The sequence below is a fragment of the Gammaproteobacteria bacterium genome (genome assembly GCA_034522055.1).
Classification (GTDB): domain Bacteria; phylum Pseudomonadota; class Gammaproteobacteria; order JAABTG01; family JAABTG01; genus JAABTG01.
The window spans coordinates 37,410-53,614 of the sequence record JAXHLS010000006.1 but is presented as its reverse complement, the minus strand read 5'-3'; the positions used below and the strand labels follow the sequence as shown (position 1 = coordinate 53,614).

Annotated in this window: 14 protein-coding genes; 6 read left to right on the top strand and 8 right to left on the bottom strand. The window is 63.6% G+C overall.

The features are described from left to right. Positions 1-339 precede the first annotated feature (339 nt). The 8 genes from U5S82_18725 to U5S82_18690 form a co-directional block, all read right to left on the bottom strand. Entirely contained in the window at positions 340-1,356 is a 1,017-nt protein-coding gene (locus tag U5S82_18725; protein ID MDZ7753618.1) for an IS110 family transposase, read from the bottom strand. Positions 1,357-1,744: 388 nt separating this feature from the next. Continuing rightward, a complete protein-coding gene (locus U5S82_18720) occupies positions 1,745-3,727 on the bottom strand; it encodes an IS91 family transposase (protein MDZ7753617.1) in 1,983 nt (660 codons plus the stop codon). A 596-nt stretch (positions 3,728-4,323) separates the two neighbouring features. After that, positions 4,324-4,575 (bottom strand): AbrB/MazE/SpoVT family DNA-binding domain-containing protein, encoded by a 252-nt coding sequence (locus U5S82_18715; GenBank protein ID MDZ7753616.1) that lies wholly within the window; start codon positions 4,573-4,575, stop codon positions 4,324-4,326. 225 nt (positions 4,576-4,800) lie between these two features. Next, positions 4,801-6,303 carry an ISNCY family transposase gene (locus U5S82_18710; GenBank protein MDZ7753615.1) on the bottom strand — a complete coding sequence of 501 codons (1,503 nt, stop codon included), beginning with the start codon at positions 6,301-6,303 and terminating at the stop codon, positions 4,801-4,803. Positions 6,304-6,920: 617 nt separating this feature from the next. Beyond that, positions 6,921-7,784 (bottom strand): substrate-binding domain-containing protein, encoded by an 864-nt coding sequence (locus U5S82_18705; GenBank protein MDZ7753614.1) that lies wholly within the window; start codon positions 7,782-7,784, stop codon positions 6,921-6,923. A 25-nt stretch (positions 7,785-7,809) separates the two neighbouring features. Further along, positions 7,810-8,553, bottom strand: coding sequence for an ATP-binding cassette domain-containing protein (locus tag U5S82_18700; protein ID MDZ7753613.1), 744 nt, complete (start codon positions 8,551-8,553; stop codon positions 7,810-7,812). A 10-nt stretch (positions 8,554-8,563) separates the two neighbouring features. Next, positions 8,564-9,271, bottom strand: coding sequence for an ABC transporter permease (locus U5S82_18695; protein MDZ7753612.1), 708 nt, complete (start codon positions 9,269-9,271; stop codon positions 8,564-8,566). A gap of 462 nt (positions 9,272-9,733) precedes the next feature. After that, the gene (locus U5S82_18690; protein MDZ7753611.1) at positions 9,734-10,060 is read right to left on the bottom strand and encodes a hypothetical protein; all 327 of its coding nucleotides are present in this window, start codon (positions 10,058-10,060) and stop codon (positions 9,734-9,736) included. Between the two features lie 286 nt (positions 10,061-10,346). Here U5S82_18690 and U5S82_18685 point away from each other — a divergent pair, with 286 nt between their 5' ends. From U5S82_18685 to U5S82_18660, 6 genes are all read left to right on the top strand, one after another. Continuing rightward, complete coding sequence (locus U5S82_18685; protein MDZ7753610.1) at positions 10,347-11,456, top strand: ChuX/HutX family heme-like substrate-binding protein; 1,110 nt, start codon at positions 10,347-10,349, stop codon at positions 11,454-11,456. A gap of 357 nt (positions 11,457-11,813) precedes the next feature. After that, a complete protein-coding gene (locus U5S82_18680) occupies positions 11,814-12,371 on the top strand; it encodes a hypothetical protein (protein MDZ7753609.1) in 558 nt (185 codons plus the stop codon). Then, positions 12,368-13,978 (top strand): multiheme c-type cytochrome, encoded by a 1,611-nt coding sequence (locus U5S82_18675; GenBank protein MDZ7753608.1) that lies wholly within the window; start codon positions 12,368-12,370, stop codon positions 13,976-13,978. The genes U5S82_18680 and U5S82_18675 overlap by 4 nt, the downstream gene beginning before the upstream one ends. A gap of 1 nt (position 13,979) precedes the next feature. Beyond that, positions 13,980-14,399, top strand: coding sequence for a type II secretion system protein GspG (locus U5S82_18670; protein ID MDZ7753607.1), 420 nt, complete (start codon positions 13,980-13,982; stop codon positions 14,397-14,399). A 236-nt stretch (positions 14,400-14,635) separates the two neighbouring features. After that, positions 14,636-14,860 (top strand): hypothetical protein, encoded by a 225-nt coding sequence (locus U5S82_18665; protein MDZ7753606.1) that lies wholly within the window; start codon positions 14,636-14,638, stop codon positions 14,858-14,860. A 252-nt stretch (positions 14,861-15,112) separates the two neighbouring features. Then, entirely contained in the window at positions 15,113-16,144 is a 1,032-nt protein-coding gene (locus U5S82_18660; GenBank protein MDZ7753605.1) for a prepilin-type N-terminal cleavage/methylation domain-containing protein, read from the top strand. Positions 16,145-16,205 lie beyond the last annotated feature (61 nt).

Below are 16,205 nucleotides of genomic sequence, written 5' to 3'. Positions count from 1 at the left end.
CAGCAGAATTCGTGGGTGTAGATGAGAAGGATTTCCTCTCGCCAAGTCGTATATGGTCTCCTCCCGTTTTGCAAGGCTCTGTGGTCGGTTCTGACAGGGACAGGATTGCGGTCGTATATCCGGCCTGTTGATGAAGGCATGGCTGCCTTCTGGCCTCGATGAAGTTCGCGCGTATCGTCCTTATCGCTAAGGCGGCCTCTGAAGAGGGCCCGCGGCTTGGTCAGGTTTTCGATACGCCGGTCTGACCTGTTTGTCATCTTCGCTCACATAGCCGTCGCAATCGTCGGCAGGATTAACCTCCAAAAATCATCTTCGATGTGCTCTACGCTTGCCCTAGCCTCAGGCGGGCTGATAGACCGTGTTGTGGCGCAACACCGCCCAACCAATGCGCGCCAGCTTGTTGGCCAGCGCCACCGTGGCTTTGTTCACGCCCCGCTCGGCCACCAGGCGCTGCACCCAGCGGCTCAGGCGGTCCTCTTTGCCGGGGGCCCGGCGCACCACCGAGCGGGCCCCATGCACCAGCAGGCTGCGCAGATACCTGTCGCCGCGCTTGGTGATCCCCAGCAGCACCGCCTTGCCACCGCTGGAGTGCTGGCGTGGCACCATCCCCAACGCGGCCGAGACATCGCGCCCCCGGCGATAGCCTCGACCATCACCCACGGTGGCATAAAACGCACCTGCCACCACCGGCCCAAACCCCGGGATCGTGCACAGACGCCGCTCGGCCTCACGCTCGCGCGCACCCTGCTTGATCAGTCCACTGTAGTACTTGATATGCCCATCGAGTTCACACAACTGCTGATAGCCACGCTCCAGCAGCTGCCGGAACAGGGCGTTGAGCCCATTCTCGCCATCCTCGAGCAACTCCGGGATGCGACGGCGCAGGCGCCCCACGCCTTGGGGCACCACAATCCCGTACTCGGCCAGCAGCCCGCGTAACTGGTTGCACAACGCCGTACGGTCGTCCACCACCCCTGAACGCAGCCGGTGCAGGGCCTGGATATCCTGCTGAGCCTGGCTCTTGGGCGGCACAAAACGCATCCCCGGGCGCCCGAGCGCTTCGGCAATCGCTCGGGCATCGTTGTAGTCGTTCTTCTGACCCCGCACATAGGCCTTGACGTGCTGGGCCGGGATCAGCCGCACCTCGTGCCCCAGTGCCTGCAGCTCACGGGCCCAGTAGTGGGACCCGGCACAAGCCTCCATACCCACCAGGCAGGGGGGCAGATTAGCAAACCATCCAAGCACTTGGTTGCGGCGGAGCATTTTCTTGCTTACCTCCCGCCCATGGCGATCCAGGTACACGACATGAAACACGTTCTTTGCCAGATCCAGACCCACAGTAGTAATCTCAGACATGGTCTTCTCCTTCTTCATCTCGATGGTTGTTAACGTTTCCATCGTGGCACATCAGATGCCGAACTAATAAGCATTTATCCGCCGTGCGCAGCATGGCGGATAAATGTCTGTTGGACTAAGCCGCCCATCAGACCGGCACGGACTGATCTATAGGGAAATGTATTACGCGGGGTGGGTGCGATGCGCCGGCGGTGGCGCAGATCGGGGCGGTGGTCGTGGCCGGTGAGGCGTCTTCGTCCATGTCTTCGGTCCCTGCGATGTGCGATGGGTGGTTATTCTCTCGCCATTTCGGCGCAAAATCCAATGTCCGGACGAGCGCAACCGCGGCCCGGCTGCGGGGCCGTCCCACCTTGGTCAAGACCGCGGGCCTTTATCCTGTTCTACGGCCTCAGTGTTGCGTGTCGGGCGGTCTCCAGAGGGACCGACCGGGCGCAATCTGCGCGATCACGTGCAGTCGCCCGGTCCGGCACTGCGGGCAGGCATAGTCGACACCGTCGTGGTGTGCGGTGCCGTCGTCGGTCTCCGGCGGGACGGGGGCGGCCAGGGCCTCACGGATCCGGGCGAGCTTCTCCCGGCGGCCGCGGTTGGCCAGGAAGCCGAAGTGACGAATGCGCATCAGCCCTTTCGGCAGGACATGCATCAGGAAGCGGCGCACGAACTCTTCGCCCTCCAGGGACAATGTCTTATGTCGGTCACGGTCGCGGTAGTCCTTGTACCGGATGGTCACCCGTTCGTCGTCGACCGCGAGGATCCGCGCTGGGGTGATCGCGATGCGGTGGGTGTAACGGGCCAGGTAGTCGACGACGGTGGCGGTATGGTCGAGACAGTGTTTGGTGTAGACCACCCAGTCAACGGCCATCAAGGCGTCGAGTACGGCATCGACCTCGCCGTCGCGCGTGACACGGTGCAGGTCGCCCTGGGTCGCGGCCTGGCGCAGCCGGGTCACCATCCGCCCCCGGAAGTGCCGCGAGAGCGCCTTGACCGGAAACAGGTAGGTGCTCTTCGCCGCCCGCCACTGGCCGTCACCGCCCAGCGCCCCGCCCGGTACCAGGCAGTGCAGGTGCACATGGCGGCTCAGGTTCTGGCCCCAGGTGTGCAGCACCGCGCTCATGCCCATCTCACCGCCCAGACGCTTGGGATCCTGGCCGAACGCCTTGAGGGTGGACCAGGCCGCCTGAAAGAGCAGGCGGTAGATCACCTCCGGGTGCAGTGCCACCCAGCCGTTGAGGATATGTGGCAGGGTGAAGACCAGATGGTAATAGGTCACCGGCAGGATGTGCCCCTGCTGACGCGCGGCCCATTGGCGGGTCGCCCGTCCCTGGCACTGCGGGCAGTGCCGGTCGCGGCAACCGTGATACCAAACCTCTTCGTCACCGCACGCGCCGCAGCGCAGCCGCACCCCGCCCATCGCCTCGGTTCGGCAGGCCTGCAGATGGCCACAGACCTTGCGCCGCTGGTAATCCAGCGTGTCAGCGCGCAGGAAGCGGTTCAGAATCCCTTGCACAGTGGCCGCCTCAGTCATGACCCACCCCAGTCCCGCGATCAGATCGGACACCCCCTGCGCAGCGCCGCGCTGCTCGGGTACCCAATGCACGTAGCGCATCGTCGATTGCAGGTTGCCGTGGCCGAGCAGGCGTTGCAGCCGGTGCACCGGCAGGCCGCTCTCCAGTTGATGGGTCGCATAGGCGTGACGCAGGCTGTGGATGCCGCCGATCTTCTCCACTCTGGCCCGGTTCTTGGCGCGACGGAACACCCGCTGGGCGCTGGCGATACTGAGAGGGGTCGTCGTATCGCTTCCGCTGGGAAAGAGCCACGTGGGGGGGCGGTAAACCGCCCAGTAACGGCGCAGCGCGTGAAGCAGGCCGGGCGAAAGAGTGACCAGCCGGTCCTTCGCCCCTTTGCCCTGCTCGATGCGCAGCAGCCCGCGTTCGCCATCGATATCACGCACCCGCACTCGCACCACCTCGCTTACCCGCAGGCCGCAGCCGTAGCAGGTCTGAAGCAGCATGCGGTGCTTGGGGTTGGTACAGGCGTTCAGGATCCGCCCTACCTCATCGCGGTTCAGCAACTCGGGGATCCGTTGGGCCCGCTTCGGCACCACGAAGGACACATCGAACGACGGCCACTTCAGCACCTGCACATAGAGGAAGCGCACCGCACCGTGGTGAACCCGGCAGGTCGAACCGGATAGCGAACGCTCGACGGCCAGATACCTGAACCAGGCCTCCAGCTCTTCGACGCTCAACTGACTCGGCGAACGCCCGTAGTACCGCGCCAGGGCGGTAACCGCTGCCAGGTAACTCTGATGGGTACGCACTGAAAAGCCACGCTGACGCATGGCATCAATCATCTGCTGCCGCAAGGGTGTCATCGTCGTCTCTCCTCTCCGTCAGACCCACATCGGGTCAACTGAGAGTGTTGACGACGGAAGAACCGCCGGCGTCTATCGAAGGGGAGCTACCGCGGAGCGGTTTAGTTCAACAGATTATAGAGGGAGGAGACCATCTCATCGCCAAGAGCGCCAAGGAACTTGTTTGATTGTCGGGATAAATCCTGACCTACATCCGTGCCGAAGGAATGGGCGGTGGGAGTGTTGTATAGGTGGGGCTGTAGGTCGGACTTCAGTCCGACAGCGCGCGGGTGGTACCGACCCGGCGCTAGGTATGCTCGGCGGATTCAATGTCGGGATGAATCCCGACCTACATCCATGCCAAATGAGCACGCGGTGGTTGTGTATCTATATAAAGTTGGCGTTCTTCGCGTTCTTGGCGAGAGCCTGTTGTTCGTGGCGGAATAAGCAATCCGAAGGTGCACCACGCCGCCATCATTTATCCATGCACATCACTGCTTGGCGCTCGCCGCGAGCGAAACATTAACCCACAGATTCTGCGGACGAGCCCTTCTGGATTTCCGACCCTTGCGTGGGATCCAAATCGACGAGATAGACCTCGTACCGCCGGACCTGCTTCACCAAGTCCAGTCCTCGGTATCGAAATCGTTTTCGACCGTATCAGGGATCACCGGCGCATCGTCGCCGGCGGCCGCCATCTTCTCGAAGGCCGCGTCCCAGCCCTCGCGCACGCCGCGCGCCGGCGCGAGCACGACGACACCGTTCTCCACCCGCATCTCAAGCTGGTTGCCGAGACCGCATTCCTTGATGATTGAAGCGGGGATGCGCACCCCCTTCGAATTGCCGATGGGCACCAGATTGACCTTCATAGCGAAATCCCCTTGACGGGACTACATTGTAATTAGTGCCTGCACGAAAACCCGTATTTCCCGGCAAATTCCCAGCGTGACACTCAGGTACTGATGGCCGGTGTTCCACCTTGGCGACTGTTTTGAGATGCGTGGCGTCATCCAATGCGAATGCTTCGCATTGATGGTGATGTGCAGACGCTCCTCTCCTGTCCGCGTGGCGCGGTATCGGCTTCGGAGCGCTGCTCAGGCAGCCTTTCGGTAGGGGCCGCGCCTTCGCCGCTCCCGCTCTTGTTCTTGCTGACGCAGCAGCGCGCCAAGGCGGTGAATGTTGCGTGCGAGCACGGCCAGCGCCACATAGCGCTTGAAGCCCTCGATGCCGTGGTCCGGACACTTGTCCAGACCATGAACCTCCAGGGCATTGATGGCCGACTCCACCGCCGAATGGCGATGGCGCAGGCGCAGAAATTCCTCATCACTCTCGCGCACCTTGTCGGCCTGAGAGAGACGACCCTTCTTCGGCAGGACCACCCGCTCCAGACGCTCAGCCAAGGCCGCCTGGTTGGCTGGACTGTGGAAGCCCTTGTCCATGCTAACAGCGCGCAGTGGCGCAAATCGCTCCTTCGTCTCCTCAACCATCGGTACGGCCACCTGATCATCGGTGCACATCTGCATCACCTGGTGGTGCAGGATGAAACGGTCGCTGTCCTCCATCACGCACACCCGCAACCCCAACTCCACCGGCACCCCGGCCTTGCCCTTGCTGATCCACTCGGTGTGGGGCTCGAACAACGAGAAGACCTTCTCATTGTGGGGGATGCGCTCGCCCTGGAGCACGCGGCGGCGGATCTGATCGATCTGCCGATTGGCGTGGGTCATGAATTCATCAAGCTCGCGCAGCAGCCCCTCGCTCAGCGCACAGGAGGCCGGCACTTTCTGGCGGATCTGCTCGGCACGGGTCAGGTGGTCCTCGGCCAGTTCCAGGTAGGTGCCGTGGGCCTCGGCGATATCCTGCAGTTTGGCTTGACGCTTGTCTTCGTCCTTGGAGGTGGAGTGTTTGAGCCGCTGGACGATTCGGTACTGGCGCTTAAACTGGCGCTGATGGTGGGCATGCTGACGCCAACCGGGCAGCGCGTGGAGTTCGGCCAGTTCGGTGCTCAAATCGATGACCTTACGGATGGCGTCGAGCAGCAAGTTGATGTCGGTGGGGAAATGCACATCGGTCTCCACCACGAACGAGTCACAGCGCCCGACGAGCCCTTCTTCTAGGTTTTTTTTTAGCGCCTTGTGCCCCGCACGCACCACCTCTTGATTGATCCGGTCCAGGAGCTCCGGGGTGAACAGGCGCAGATTATCCCGTAGCGTCTGCATCGGGTAGAGATAGGTGTCGGTCCAGTCGCCGTGCCCGAGGAACTGGCGGATCGTGTTGTGCTCGTTGGCCAGTTCCCGGACCCTGTCGTAGTCGGCACTGAGCCCCAGGCGCAGTACGCCAAGCACCAGGATCTTCCACTGCGACATCCCCGGCCGACCGGCGTTAGGGGCCACCAGGACATTTTCTGCCTCGCTATCACGTACCGGGCGCACCTCTTCAAGGATCGCGAAAACCCGCTCGCGCAACGCGGGCGTGGTGTAGATGTGCTGCAGTCCCCGCAGGAGCTGCGGGATGTCATCGCGCGATTTGGGATCGAGCCAAATCGCGCCGATGTCCTGCTCGCCGATCTGCATTTGCGGCTCGATCACCTTGCGCATACGAATTTCATCCTGGCGAAGATTGCGTCTCTCAAGGGCCTTGTGCGCCTGTACCGTCCGGCCCTCACCGGTTACGCCGCCATTATATCAATGCAGATCAATGCGTTACAGATTTATCTTGCAATCCAGCAAACGGAACCGTCGCATTCTTCGCGTCGCGATTATTAGCTTATGCCGTTGATCAATAAACTCTTTTGAGTTTCTCGTGCAGGCACTAATTACTCCCTGATACCGTTTTCAAGTCTGCATCAGTAGAGTAGAGGACAGGTTACCATCGCCGTAGCTCAATCATAGGGGATCAGGTCTTGTCTTTTGCGCCCCCATCTCGGTACTGCTCGCGGCAAGCAAGGCAAAAAGCAAGACCTGACTCTTTTACTTTCGTATCTTTCGCGTGTTTCGTGGTTAAGAAAAAAGCGGTAACTACGAAAGTCGCGAAAGGCGCGAAAGGATGCTGATGGGGGTGAGAGCTGTAGGTTGGGGTGAGCTTGCGAACCCCAACGATTGCCCGTCGAGTTCATGTTCATGTTGGGTTTCGTTCCTCATCCCAACCTACGCGGTTTCGTATCTTTCGCGTGTTTCGTGGTTGAAAGGAGACCGCTGTCGGAAGGGGTCCGGTATCACTTGGCGTTGGGCCTGGCGTTGGGCCTGGCGTTGGGCCTGGCGTTGGGAAAGAAGAGCTGCTGGCCGTTCAGCTCGTAGGCCGCGATGGCGGCCTGGCCCTCGTCGCTCAGGATCCAGTCGATGAAGGCCTGTCCCGCGTCGGACTCGACGTTGGGGTGCTTGTCGGGGTTTACGAGGATGATGCCGTACTGGTTGAAGAGTTCGGGGTCGCCTTCCAGGACGATCCCGTGATCGCCCTTGTTCTTGAAGCTGATCCAGGTGCCCCGATCGCTCATGGCGTAGGCACCCATGCCCACGGCGGCATTCAGGGTCGCGCCCATGCCCGAGCCCGTCTCCCGGTACCACTTGCCGCTAGCGACGGTGGGATCGATACCCGCCTTCTTCCACAGGCTCCGCTCCTTCTTGTGGGTCCCCGAGTCGTCGCCGCGGGAGGCGAAGAGGGCCTCGTCTCCCGCGATGGCCTGGAGGGCAGCGACGGCATCATCCGTGTCCTCTATACCCGCGGGGTCGGTGGGGGGGCCCACCAACACGAAGTCGTTGTACATGACGTCGTAGCGACGCACGCCATAGCCCTCGGCGACGAACTTCTCTTCGGCGCTCCTGGCGTGCACCAGCAGCACGTCGCCATCACCGTTCTTCGCGTTCTTGATGGCCTGGCCGGTGCCCACCGCCACCACGTGGACCTTGATGCCGGTCTTCTCCGTGAACCGGGGCAGGAGGTGGTCGTAGAGTCCCGAGTTGGCGGTGGACGTGGTGGACTGCAGGAAGATGGCCTCGCCGGCCGCGGAAACGCCAGTGGCAACCAAAGCGCCCCCCAGCAAGGTCAGGGACGCGAGGGTCGCCAAGGGTCGATTCTTCATGATTCCTCCTTACTTCTAAGGCTGGCTAACGCAGAATGAGGCGGCCGGCGAGGTAATCGGCGGCCGCCAGGCTTTCAGGATCATCGAAGAATTGCCGGGCCGGCGTGTGCTCCGCCACCCGCCCGCGGTTAAGAAACACCACGTCGTCGGCCAGGCGCCGTGCCTGACCGAGATCGTGGGTGACGAAGACGATCTTGGTGCCGTACCCCTGGGCGCGCCGCACCACTGCCTCGATGGCGGCCGTGGAGGCCGGATCCAGGCTCGCCGTGGGTTCGTCCAGGAACAGCACGCCGGGCTCCAGAGCGAGGGCCCGGGCGAGATTGAGGCGCTGCTGCTCGCCCCCGGAGAGCAGCCGCGCCGGCTTGTCCGCCAGGTGCCCGAGCCCCACCTCATCGAGCAGCGCGGCGGTGCGCTCCCGTTGTCTGCGACGCGTCCCCTGCAGCACGAAGCGGAGGTTGGCGGCCGCCGAGCGACGCAGCAGAACGGGCCGTTGGAAGACCATGGCCTGGCGCCGGCGCCCCTCTTCGTCCAATGGCCACCCATCCCACAGCACCTCCCCCGCCGCCGGGGTGAGCATGCCGTGCAGCAGGCGCAGCAACAGGCTCTTGCCGGCCCCGTTCGGCCCCATCACCACCGTCAGACCGTGCCGTTGCAGGGTGAGATGAATGCCGTCGATGAGATTGGCGTTACCGGCCCGGTAGACCAGACCCCGCACCTCGCCCAGGGGCGCCGCGGGTTCACTCCTACGCACCGTGTCCGGGGCGGGCATCTTCACGGCCTCAAGCATAAGCATAGCGGGAAGCGGTGAGGCGCAGGGCCATCACGCCGGCGTTGACAGTAAGGGCAATGGTGATGAGCACGATGCCGAGGGCCAGGGCCAGGCCGAGGTCGCCCTTGGCGGTCTCCAGGGCGATGGCGGTGGTCATGACGCGGGTGAGGTGTTCGATATTGCCACCGACGATGATGACCGCCCCCACCTCGGCCACTGCGCGACCAAAGCCGGCCAGGGCGACCGTGAGCAGGCTGTAGCGGCCGTCCCACAGCAGCGCCATCACGGCCCGGGGAACGGATATGCCGAGGGACCGGAACATCTCCGAGTATTCCTGGTGGAGCTGCTCGATGACTTCCCGGGACAGGGCCGCGACGATGGGGGTGATGAGCACCGCCTGGGCGATGATCATGGCAGTGGGGGTATAGAGGAGTTGTAGCCAGCCGAGGGGGCCGGCGTTGGAGAGCAGCAGATAAAGAAGAAGCCCCACCACCACCGGCGGCAGCCCCATGAGGGCATTGAGCATGATGATGACCGCCATGCGGCCCCGGAAACGGCCCATGGCCACGGTCGCACCGAAGGGCAGCCCGATGAGGCAGGCGATGGCCACCGCCGACAGACTGACCCGCAAGGAGAGACCAATGATCTCCACCAGGTCCTCGTCCGCAGCCAGGACCATCTGAACCGCCAGTTCGAACGCACCCCCGAAATCCTGCATTTACCTACCTTTTTCAGGGTAATTTACGCGATTTACGTAAATTTCACATGCCGAAAAAGTATAGACCACGCCTTTTCCATACGGCAGTACCCTCTCGCTAGGGCCAGGGATACCGCCAAGCGCTGTCCCTGGTCCGGCGGGGCGACGAAACATCAAAAACCCTAACCACGAAAGACACGAAAAACGCGAAGGGCGCGAAAAGATGTTGCTTGAGGGTGAGGTAAGAGCCCGGACTCGGAGGGACCCCGAGGCGCCGGAGGTTACCTTGAGGTGGCTGCGGCTATCGTATCTTTTACTTTGCCCGCCATGCCGAGCAACCGGCCCTGCTCGTCGCGCAACGGCGTCGTGCAGGGCAACATCCCGCCCAGTCCGCCCAGTCCGCCCACGTCGGACGTAGGAGCGGGTCCATGCCGGGCCGGCGTGGTCCGGGGCCTCGCGGTACCAGGGACACTGGCGCGGGTCTTAGACCTCGGGATAGCCGTCGACCCCGGGGAACATTAGCGGAATGCCGTGCTCCAGGCCCCCGTAGGACCACACCAGAGGCAGATCCCGGGTGCCGATGGCCGCGGCCTCGGTCCCGGGACGGCTCTGATCGAAGATGTGCCTGAAGTAGTGGCGCAGGGGTACCTGGCCCTCGATACGGGGCGCTACGATGGCCTCGTCCACGGCCGGGCGCCACCTTACCAGCGGCCACGAGAGGCTGATGGCCTGGCCGTAAACCTCGGAGGGGGCATAGTCCGGCGGACGCCGGGCGGGGGTGGCGAAATCGGCGCTGCCCCCCCTTGCCATCAGACAGCCTACCCGTGCCACGACCCCGCCAGTTTGATCGTCTCATTCCCTGCAGTCAGCGGGGTAACCCGAGCGACCCACCAATGGGTCTGATCTTGGTGCACACCAAGGATCCGCTCCGGTCCTGTCCATGGCCCGCTTCCCCTAAAGCCACCCCTGAACTCAGGCCTCGGTGTGACTAGTATTGTTAATGCGAGTCATAACCATTAATCTTTCTCTAAATACAAATTCAGCCGATGCCCCGTCCGCTTACCGTCGGCCGCTTTGCACATCCGGAGGACAGCCCATGCTGCGTAGTTCCGCTACCGAGAACCTGGAGGACAATACATCGCACCCCCAGGACCCCGCCGTTCTGCGCCGGCGTTGGCACGAACTCCGTGCCGGGCGCCCGCGGCTGCGTATCAGGGAAGGTGCCGCCACCCTCGGGACCACGGAGGCAGAATTGGTGGCCGCCGGGTGTGGCGATACGGCGGTGCGCCTGAAAGGCCCTTTACCGCGTATCCTGGAAGGGCTCGGTGACCTCGGCGAGGTCATGGCCCTGACGCGCAGTGATCATGCGGTACACGAGCGTCACGGCTGTTACCGAGACGTGCGCAATGGCGGCGCGGTGGCCCTGTTGTTACCGAGTGACGGACTCGAACTGCGGGTGTTCTATCGGCGCTGGCATCACGGTTTCGCCGTCACCGAGGACACTGCCGCCGGCACACGCCGTTCTTTCCAGTTCTTCGACAGCGATGGCACCACGGTGCACAAGGTGTACCTGACGGATAAGAGCGACGCCGGCGTCTACGAGTCGCTGGTGGCGCACCACCGCCACCCCGATCAGAGCGGCGAACTGTATGTCCATCCCTATCCCGCGACGCCGCTCAGGCTGGCGGACGAGGCAGTGGATGTCGCCGAGCTGCGGCGGCGCTGGAATGCCACGAGCCATGCCTATGAGCTGGACATCCTGCTCTGCGGCAGCGGTGTCGACCGCCTTCAGGCGCTGCGCCTGGTGGGGCATCCCCAGGCCGAGGCGGTGAGTCCGGCGAGTCTGCGGGTGGTGCTGCAGGGCTGCGCCGAACAGGGCCTGCCGCTGAGGATCCAGGTGGCTTCGCCGGGGGTGGTGCAGACTCACTGCGGCCCGGTGGCACGGCTGGTGGAGACCGGGCCCTGGTTCAATGTCCTCGATCCCGAGTTCAGCCTGCACCTGAGGGACAGCGCCGTGGCCAGCGCCTGGGTGGTGCGCCTGTCCACCATCCACGGAGACATCGCCTCCCTGGAGTTGTTCGACGCCGCCGGCGGACGGGTGGCCGTGCTGACGGGTGAGCGCCTCCCGGGGTGCGCCCAGTCCGCGGCCTGGCTGGATCTGCTCGCCGCGTTGCCGGCGCCCGGGGCGGGCCGTGCGCCACGATAACGGCCCCAGGTGAGCCGATACCACCACTAAAAGCCCCGGCAGCGGTGCTGACCGAGGCGCCATGATTGGGATATTCGACATGGCGGTGGACGTCATCCCCCATCCCCGATATCCCCCGGTTAACTCTCATGGCGATACGCGCCACCCGAAATGATGAAAGAGGAGCGCGTATCGCCATGTTCGTTCCCTCACCCCATCCCTCTCCCAGAGGGAGAGGGGGAGTTCGTGCTTCGCGACTTTCACGTTAAGCCGCCGCTTGCCCGGAGAAGACGCAGACAGATCCCTGCTGCATGCCGCCCGCAACACCTCCGGCCAGCGAGGCCTTCGAACGAGTTTGCCCCTCAGGAACGCATCGGAATGAAATACTTCAAGTTGACCGTCGCCCAGACCGAGATGGACCACGAGCGCCTCGGCGTCCACAATCTGATCTCCCTCTTCGGCGGCTTCGCCATCGCCTTCGGTGTCGCCCTGACCAGCGGCTTCTGGTACGGGCTGATACCCAGGGACCTCAATTGGAACGCCTCGCAGACGGTACTGCTGCTACACCTGGCCGCCGGCCTCATGGCCACCATCCTGCTGCCCGCCTTCTACGTGCTGCACCAGCGCCACAAGGATCAGCCCTTGTCCCTGCTGCTGACCCCGTGGCGCCTGCGCCCGCAAGCCGATGAGAGCGCTCAAAGGTACCGGCAGCGTTGTCTCGGACATCTGCTGACCTGGTGCCTGCTACTGGTATTCGGCAGCGGCCTGTTGATCGCCGTGCCCGGGCTTCTTTTCTACCTGGGGTTGGTCTGGATGCAGGGCTATTACCTGGTCCAATCCCTGGTCTGGCTGCATCTCTGGAGCAGCGTCTTGCTGTTACCGTTGCTTTTCACCCATCTGCTGTGGATTGCCGGCAAGGGGGAAGATGCCCGATGAACGTCAATATCACCCTGACGCGCCCCCTGCTGCGGATTCTCCAGGTGTGTGCCGTTTCCCTCGCGGCCTTCGCGGCCCTCAGCGCCCTGTTGCCCTGGCAGAAGAACACGGGCCTCGAACCGGGTACGGACCTGCCCCACTACTCCATGCCCTGGATCCAGGACAATCCCTTCTATCCGGCCGAATTAAAAACCGAGGGCAACCGGCTGGTGGACTGGCGCGGCCTGCCGTCTGCCACGTTCTGTGCGGAATGCCATCTCAAGGAATTCAAGGAATGGGCATCGTCCATCCATGCGGTGAGCGGTTTAGACGTCATCTATGAGACCTCGGTCGCGGTCAACGAATTCGGCAGCAGGGAGGGCGGCGAACTGGCCACGGAAAAGGCGCGTTGGTGCGAGAGTTGTCACGAGCCCCTGGCGGTAATGGCCGGGGCGACCACCCCCCTGCCGGTGGTGGGGCCGAACCCGGCCCTCGAGGAGGGGGCGACCTGCATCGCCTGTCATGTGGTGCGGGCGACAGAGCCCCTGGCCGGCAATGGCGCCTTGACCCTGGCCATCAACGAGATCCACCGCTACCTGGATCCTGCCCTCGTCATGGCGGCACCCCAGGAGCACGCCAAGGCCATGCAGGCCAAGACCCACAACCCCCTGATGGGCCGGTCGGAGATGTGCGGGGCCTGCCACACCGAGATCCGCCCCAGCCCGGTCCACGGCGACTTCCCCCTGCACATGCAGGAGACCTTCGACGAATGGCGCCTGAGTCCGTACGCGGCCCAGGGCATCGAGTGCCAGGACTGCCACATGCACCCGGATCCGGCCGCTTACATCGCGGCGCTCAAGCGCGGCGAGAAACCCGAGCGCCCCGTTTCCCACCGTTTCGTCGGCAACAACTACCTCTTGACCGCCGCGGATCTGCTTGGCCGCAAGGTGGTGGAACTGCGCGGCGGCTGGGTACCCGGCAGGAACGTCTTCCTGAGCGGCGAGGAATGGCTGGCCGATCTGCAACGCCAGCATGAACTGATTCTCGGGCTCCTCGAGGAAGCGGCGGACCTCGCCATCGAGACCAGGCGGGCATCAGGCGCCGCGCTGGAGCTGGACCTGGTGGTGACCAACAGCGGCGCCGGACACAACCTACCGACCGGCCCCCTGGACCAACGCCACATGTGGCTTCAGCTCAGCCTCGAGGATGCCCAGGGGCGTGTCCTCTATGACAACGGCTGGTTCGATGGCAAGACCGGGGAGATCGACCCCGATGCCGTTCTCTACATCAAGCGCATGACCAATGGCGATGGCAGTGCCAATACGCGCCATGTCCTCTTCGACGTGGACCGCATGGCATACGCCCGCCCCCCGATTCGTCCCGCCGAGAGCGACCGGGTGGGCTACCGGATCCCGCTGCCCGCCGGGGTCCAGGGGCCCCTGCGCGTAAAGGCCAGACTGTGGTATCGCCTGGCCCTGCAGGACATCCTCCAGAACATCGAGGAGTACCAGATCCCGGCCTTGAACTTCGACGTCGGGCAGGTGGTGATCCCCCCGGTGCTCATGGCTGAAACCACCATGGAAGTGGAAGCGGGCTCCGAGTCCATGGCCTTGGCTGGAGGGCGCTGAGATGTCAGGACAGACAAGGAACAAGACCCCGGGCCGTACCCGCTTCGGCTTCGTCGAATGGGCGGTGATCCTGGTCCTGCTGCTGGTCCTGGCGGCGGTGTCGGCCCGGTTCCTGATGGCGGTGGAGACCCCGGGACAAAGGGACTTGCGCCAAGCCCGGGAAGGCATCCTGCTGCTCAAGAGCGCCCTGGGGGCCTATGCCCTGGACCTGGGGCGGCCCATGCCGGGTAGCCTGATGTCCCTGGTCGAGGAAGGCTATTTCGAAACCCTGCCCGAAGACCCCTGGGGCCGGCAGTATCGTTACGAATTGCCGGGCACCCGGAGCGGCCGCGGCTACGATCTCTACTCCCTGGGCCCCGATGGCCGGATCGGCGGGGATGACGTGGTGGAGTGGGACCTCTTTCGCCGGCCCATGCCTTGAACCCGGCCCGAGCCCACGCAACGGGGTCTGTACGAGCGCCGGTTGGTCGATGCGCCGGCCAATCCGGCGCAGTTACGCAGCGGGAACTGACCGCCACCTCATCGACCGGCGCACTATAGCGGCCTGGTTTTAGTAAACTTAATGTAAATCATTTGCGTTACGATTTTTTTGTTTAGAATACGCCCACGTTTAGGAAAAAAGCATCCCCCACGGCTCGCAAAGATTTGGAACAATGGATGGAAGATGTGATGTCCAAGGCCACCGCCACTAACAGCGAGATCCTCGAACGGTTGCAGTGGCTGTACCACGAGATGTTCGCCCATGATGGCTACGCCGACCTGCGCGTGGAGATGCGTATCCTGCGCCGCGGCCAGAAGGAGGTGATCATCCACTGCGGCAAGCAGTACCGCTACGTGGTGGACTTCGAACCCGGCAATGGGGTTGCCGAACAGTCGGGCTGACGGGAGCAGGCCCGACCGGACCAAGTCCTGGTTGCTTGCGCACCGGGCACCACCGATTGCCACGGCCGACAATCGCGACTCCTCGGCAGGGATGCCAACTCTTTCAGACGACGGCGCGGGGCCGTGTCAGAAAATGGTGCGATGCGCGTGACGCGCAGGTGCCGAATCAAGCAAACCGACACGAAACCCGGCACACGGCCCCCCCGGGCGGGGAGGTGCAGGCCAAACAGACATCTGCAAGAGGAACCACGAATGAACATGAAAACCGTTTTAAAGCACTTCGATCGCATCGACCCCGCGTCGATCCCCGACAGCCAACTCGCCGGCCGCGTCGGCAGGCTGCAGAGAGCGCGCAAACAGGGTGGTTTCACGCTGCTCGAACTGCTGGTGGTGGTCGCCATCCTGGCCGCCATCGCCGGCACCGCCACCATCGCCCTGCAGGACACCGACGCCCGCGCCTCGGCGGCGGCCCATGTGGCGATGATGGACGAGCTGAACAAGGGTATCCGGACCTACCGGGTGTTGAACAGAAACACGCTGCCAAACAACTATGACTCACTGCTGGTGGCCGCAACATCGGACGCTGCCGGTGTAGCGGCCGCTGTACCGGCGAGCATACTCGCGATCGAGGATGTGTCACCGGTGGCCCTCAACACCGACTTGGCGGGCGACTCTACTGCCACACCGGCGACCACGGGTATCCTGCAGGACATCGGCATTACCCAGTTGCAGTACATCGGTGCGGATCAGGGTAATGATGCCATTCACGGCTTCGTCACTGCTTCCGGCGATGCGTGCACGGACGCCAACCTGGCAGACACCATCGCTTCGCGGGGTAACGCCGTCGTGGCCGGCAACATCTTTTTGACGCCTTTGGGCAACGGTTGTGGTTTTGCGTACACCCTGGACGGTAACGATGCACCCCTCGCCATGTTCTGGACCGGTGGCCAGGAGCGTCTGGTAGGCCAGCCGACGGGCGCGGTGGAGTTTGACGGTACCAACCTGGCCGCTGCCACCGGCAAGGCCTACCTGGCCGTGGGTCTCGGCCCGGCATCGACCCTGTTCAATGCCAACGACCTCGGCGGCATGACCTCGGTGCCGGTCTATCGCCATGTCTCGGCGACCGAGTACAACCGTTTCATCGCCATCTACGATGTCGGCAACTTCAATGGTGGCGGAATCGAGGCGGCGGATCAGGTGGCCCTGGTGACCATCATCGACGGCGCCGGTGACACCAAGGAAGAGGAACTGGGTGAGTGGGACGGCACCCGCAACACCATCTAAGGGACTGACGGCGTAGGCCCCGTCGCGGGGCCGGCCACAGGGACGTGGCCGAAGCGTGAGC

What these genes read in the sequence shown, in the direction of transcription:
- U5S82_18700 (MDZ7753613.1), bottom strand. Translation starts at nt 8,553, where the DNA reads ATGCCCGCCCCGGACACGGTGCGTAGGAGTGAACCCGCGGCGCCCCTG.
- U5S82_18720 (MDZ7753617.1), bottom strand. Translation starts at nt 3,727, where the DNA reads ATGACACCCTTGCGGCAGCAGATGATTGATGCCATGCGTCAGCGTGGC.
- U5S82_18675 (MDZ7753608.1), top strand. Translation starts at nt 12,368, where the DNA reads ATGAACGTCAATATCACCCTGACGCGCCCCCTGCTGCGGATTCTCCAG.
- U5S82_18705 (MDZ7753614.1), bottom strand. Translation starts at nt 7,784, where the DNA reads ATGAAGAATCGACCCTTGGCGACCCTCGCGTCCCTGACCTTGCTGGGG.
- U5S82_18715 (MDZ7753616.1), bottom strand. Translation starts at nt 4,575, where the DNA reads ATGAAGGTCAATCTGGTGCCCATCGGCAATTCGAAGGGGGTGCGCATC.
- U5S82_18685 (MDZ7753610.1), top strand. Translation starts at nt 10,347, where the DNA reads ATGCTGCGTAGTTCCGCTACCGAGAACCTGGAGGACAATACATCGCAC.
- U5S82_18670 (MDZ7753607.1), top strand. Translation starts at nt 13,980, where the DNA reads ATGTCAGGACAGACAAGGAACAAGACCCCGGGCCGTACCCGCTTCGGC.
- U5S82_18725 (MDZ7753618.1), bottom strand. Translation starts at nt 1,356, where the DNA reads ATGTCTGAGATTACTACTGTGGGTCTGGATCTGGCAAAGAACGTGTTT.
- U5S82_18665 (MDZ7753606.1), top strand. Translation starts at nt 14,636, where the DNA reads ATGGAAGATGTGATGTCCAAGGCCACCGCCACTAACAGCGAGATCCTC.
- U5S82_18660 (MDZ7753605.1), top strand. Translation starts at nt 15,113, where the DNA reads ATGAACATGAAAACCGTTTTAAAGCACTTCGATCGCATCGACCCCGCG.
- U5S82_18690 (MDZ7753611.1), bottom strand. Translation starts at nt 10,060, where the DNA reads ATGGCAAGGGGGGGCAGCGCCGATTTCGCCACCCCCGCCCGGCGTCCG.
- U5S82_18710 (MDZ7753615.1), bottom strand. Translation starts at nt 6,303, where the DNA reads ATGCGCAAGGTGATCGAGCCGCAAATGCAGATCGGCGAGCAGGACATC.
- U5S82_18680 (MDZ7753609.1), top strand. Translation starts at nt 11,814, where the DNA reads ATGAAATACTTCAAGTTGACCGTCGCCCAGACCGAGATGGACCACGAG.
- U5S82_18695 (MDZ7753612.1), bottom strand. Translation starts at nt 9,271, where the DNA reads ATGCAGGATTTCGGGGGTGCGTTCGAACTGGCGGTTCAGATGGTCCTG.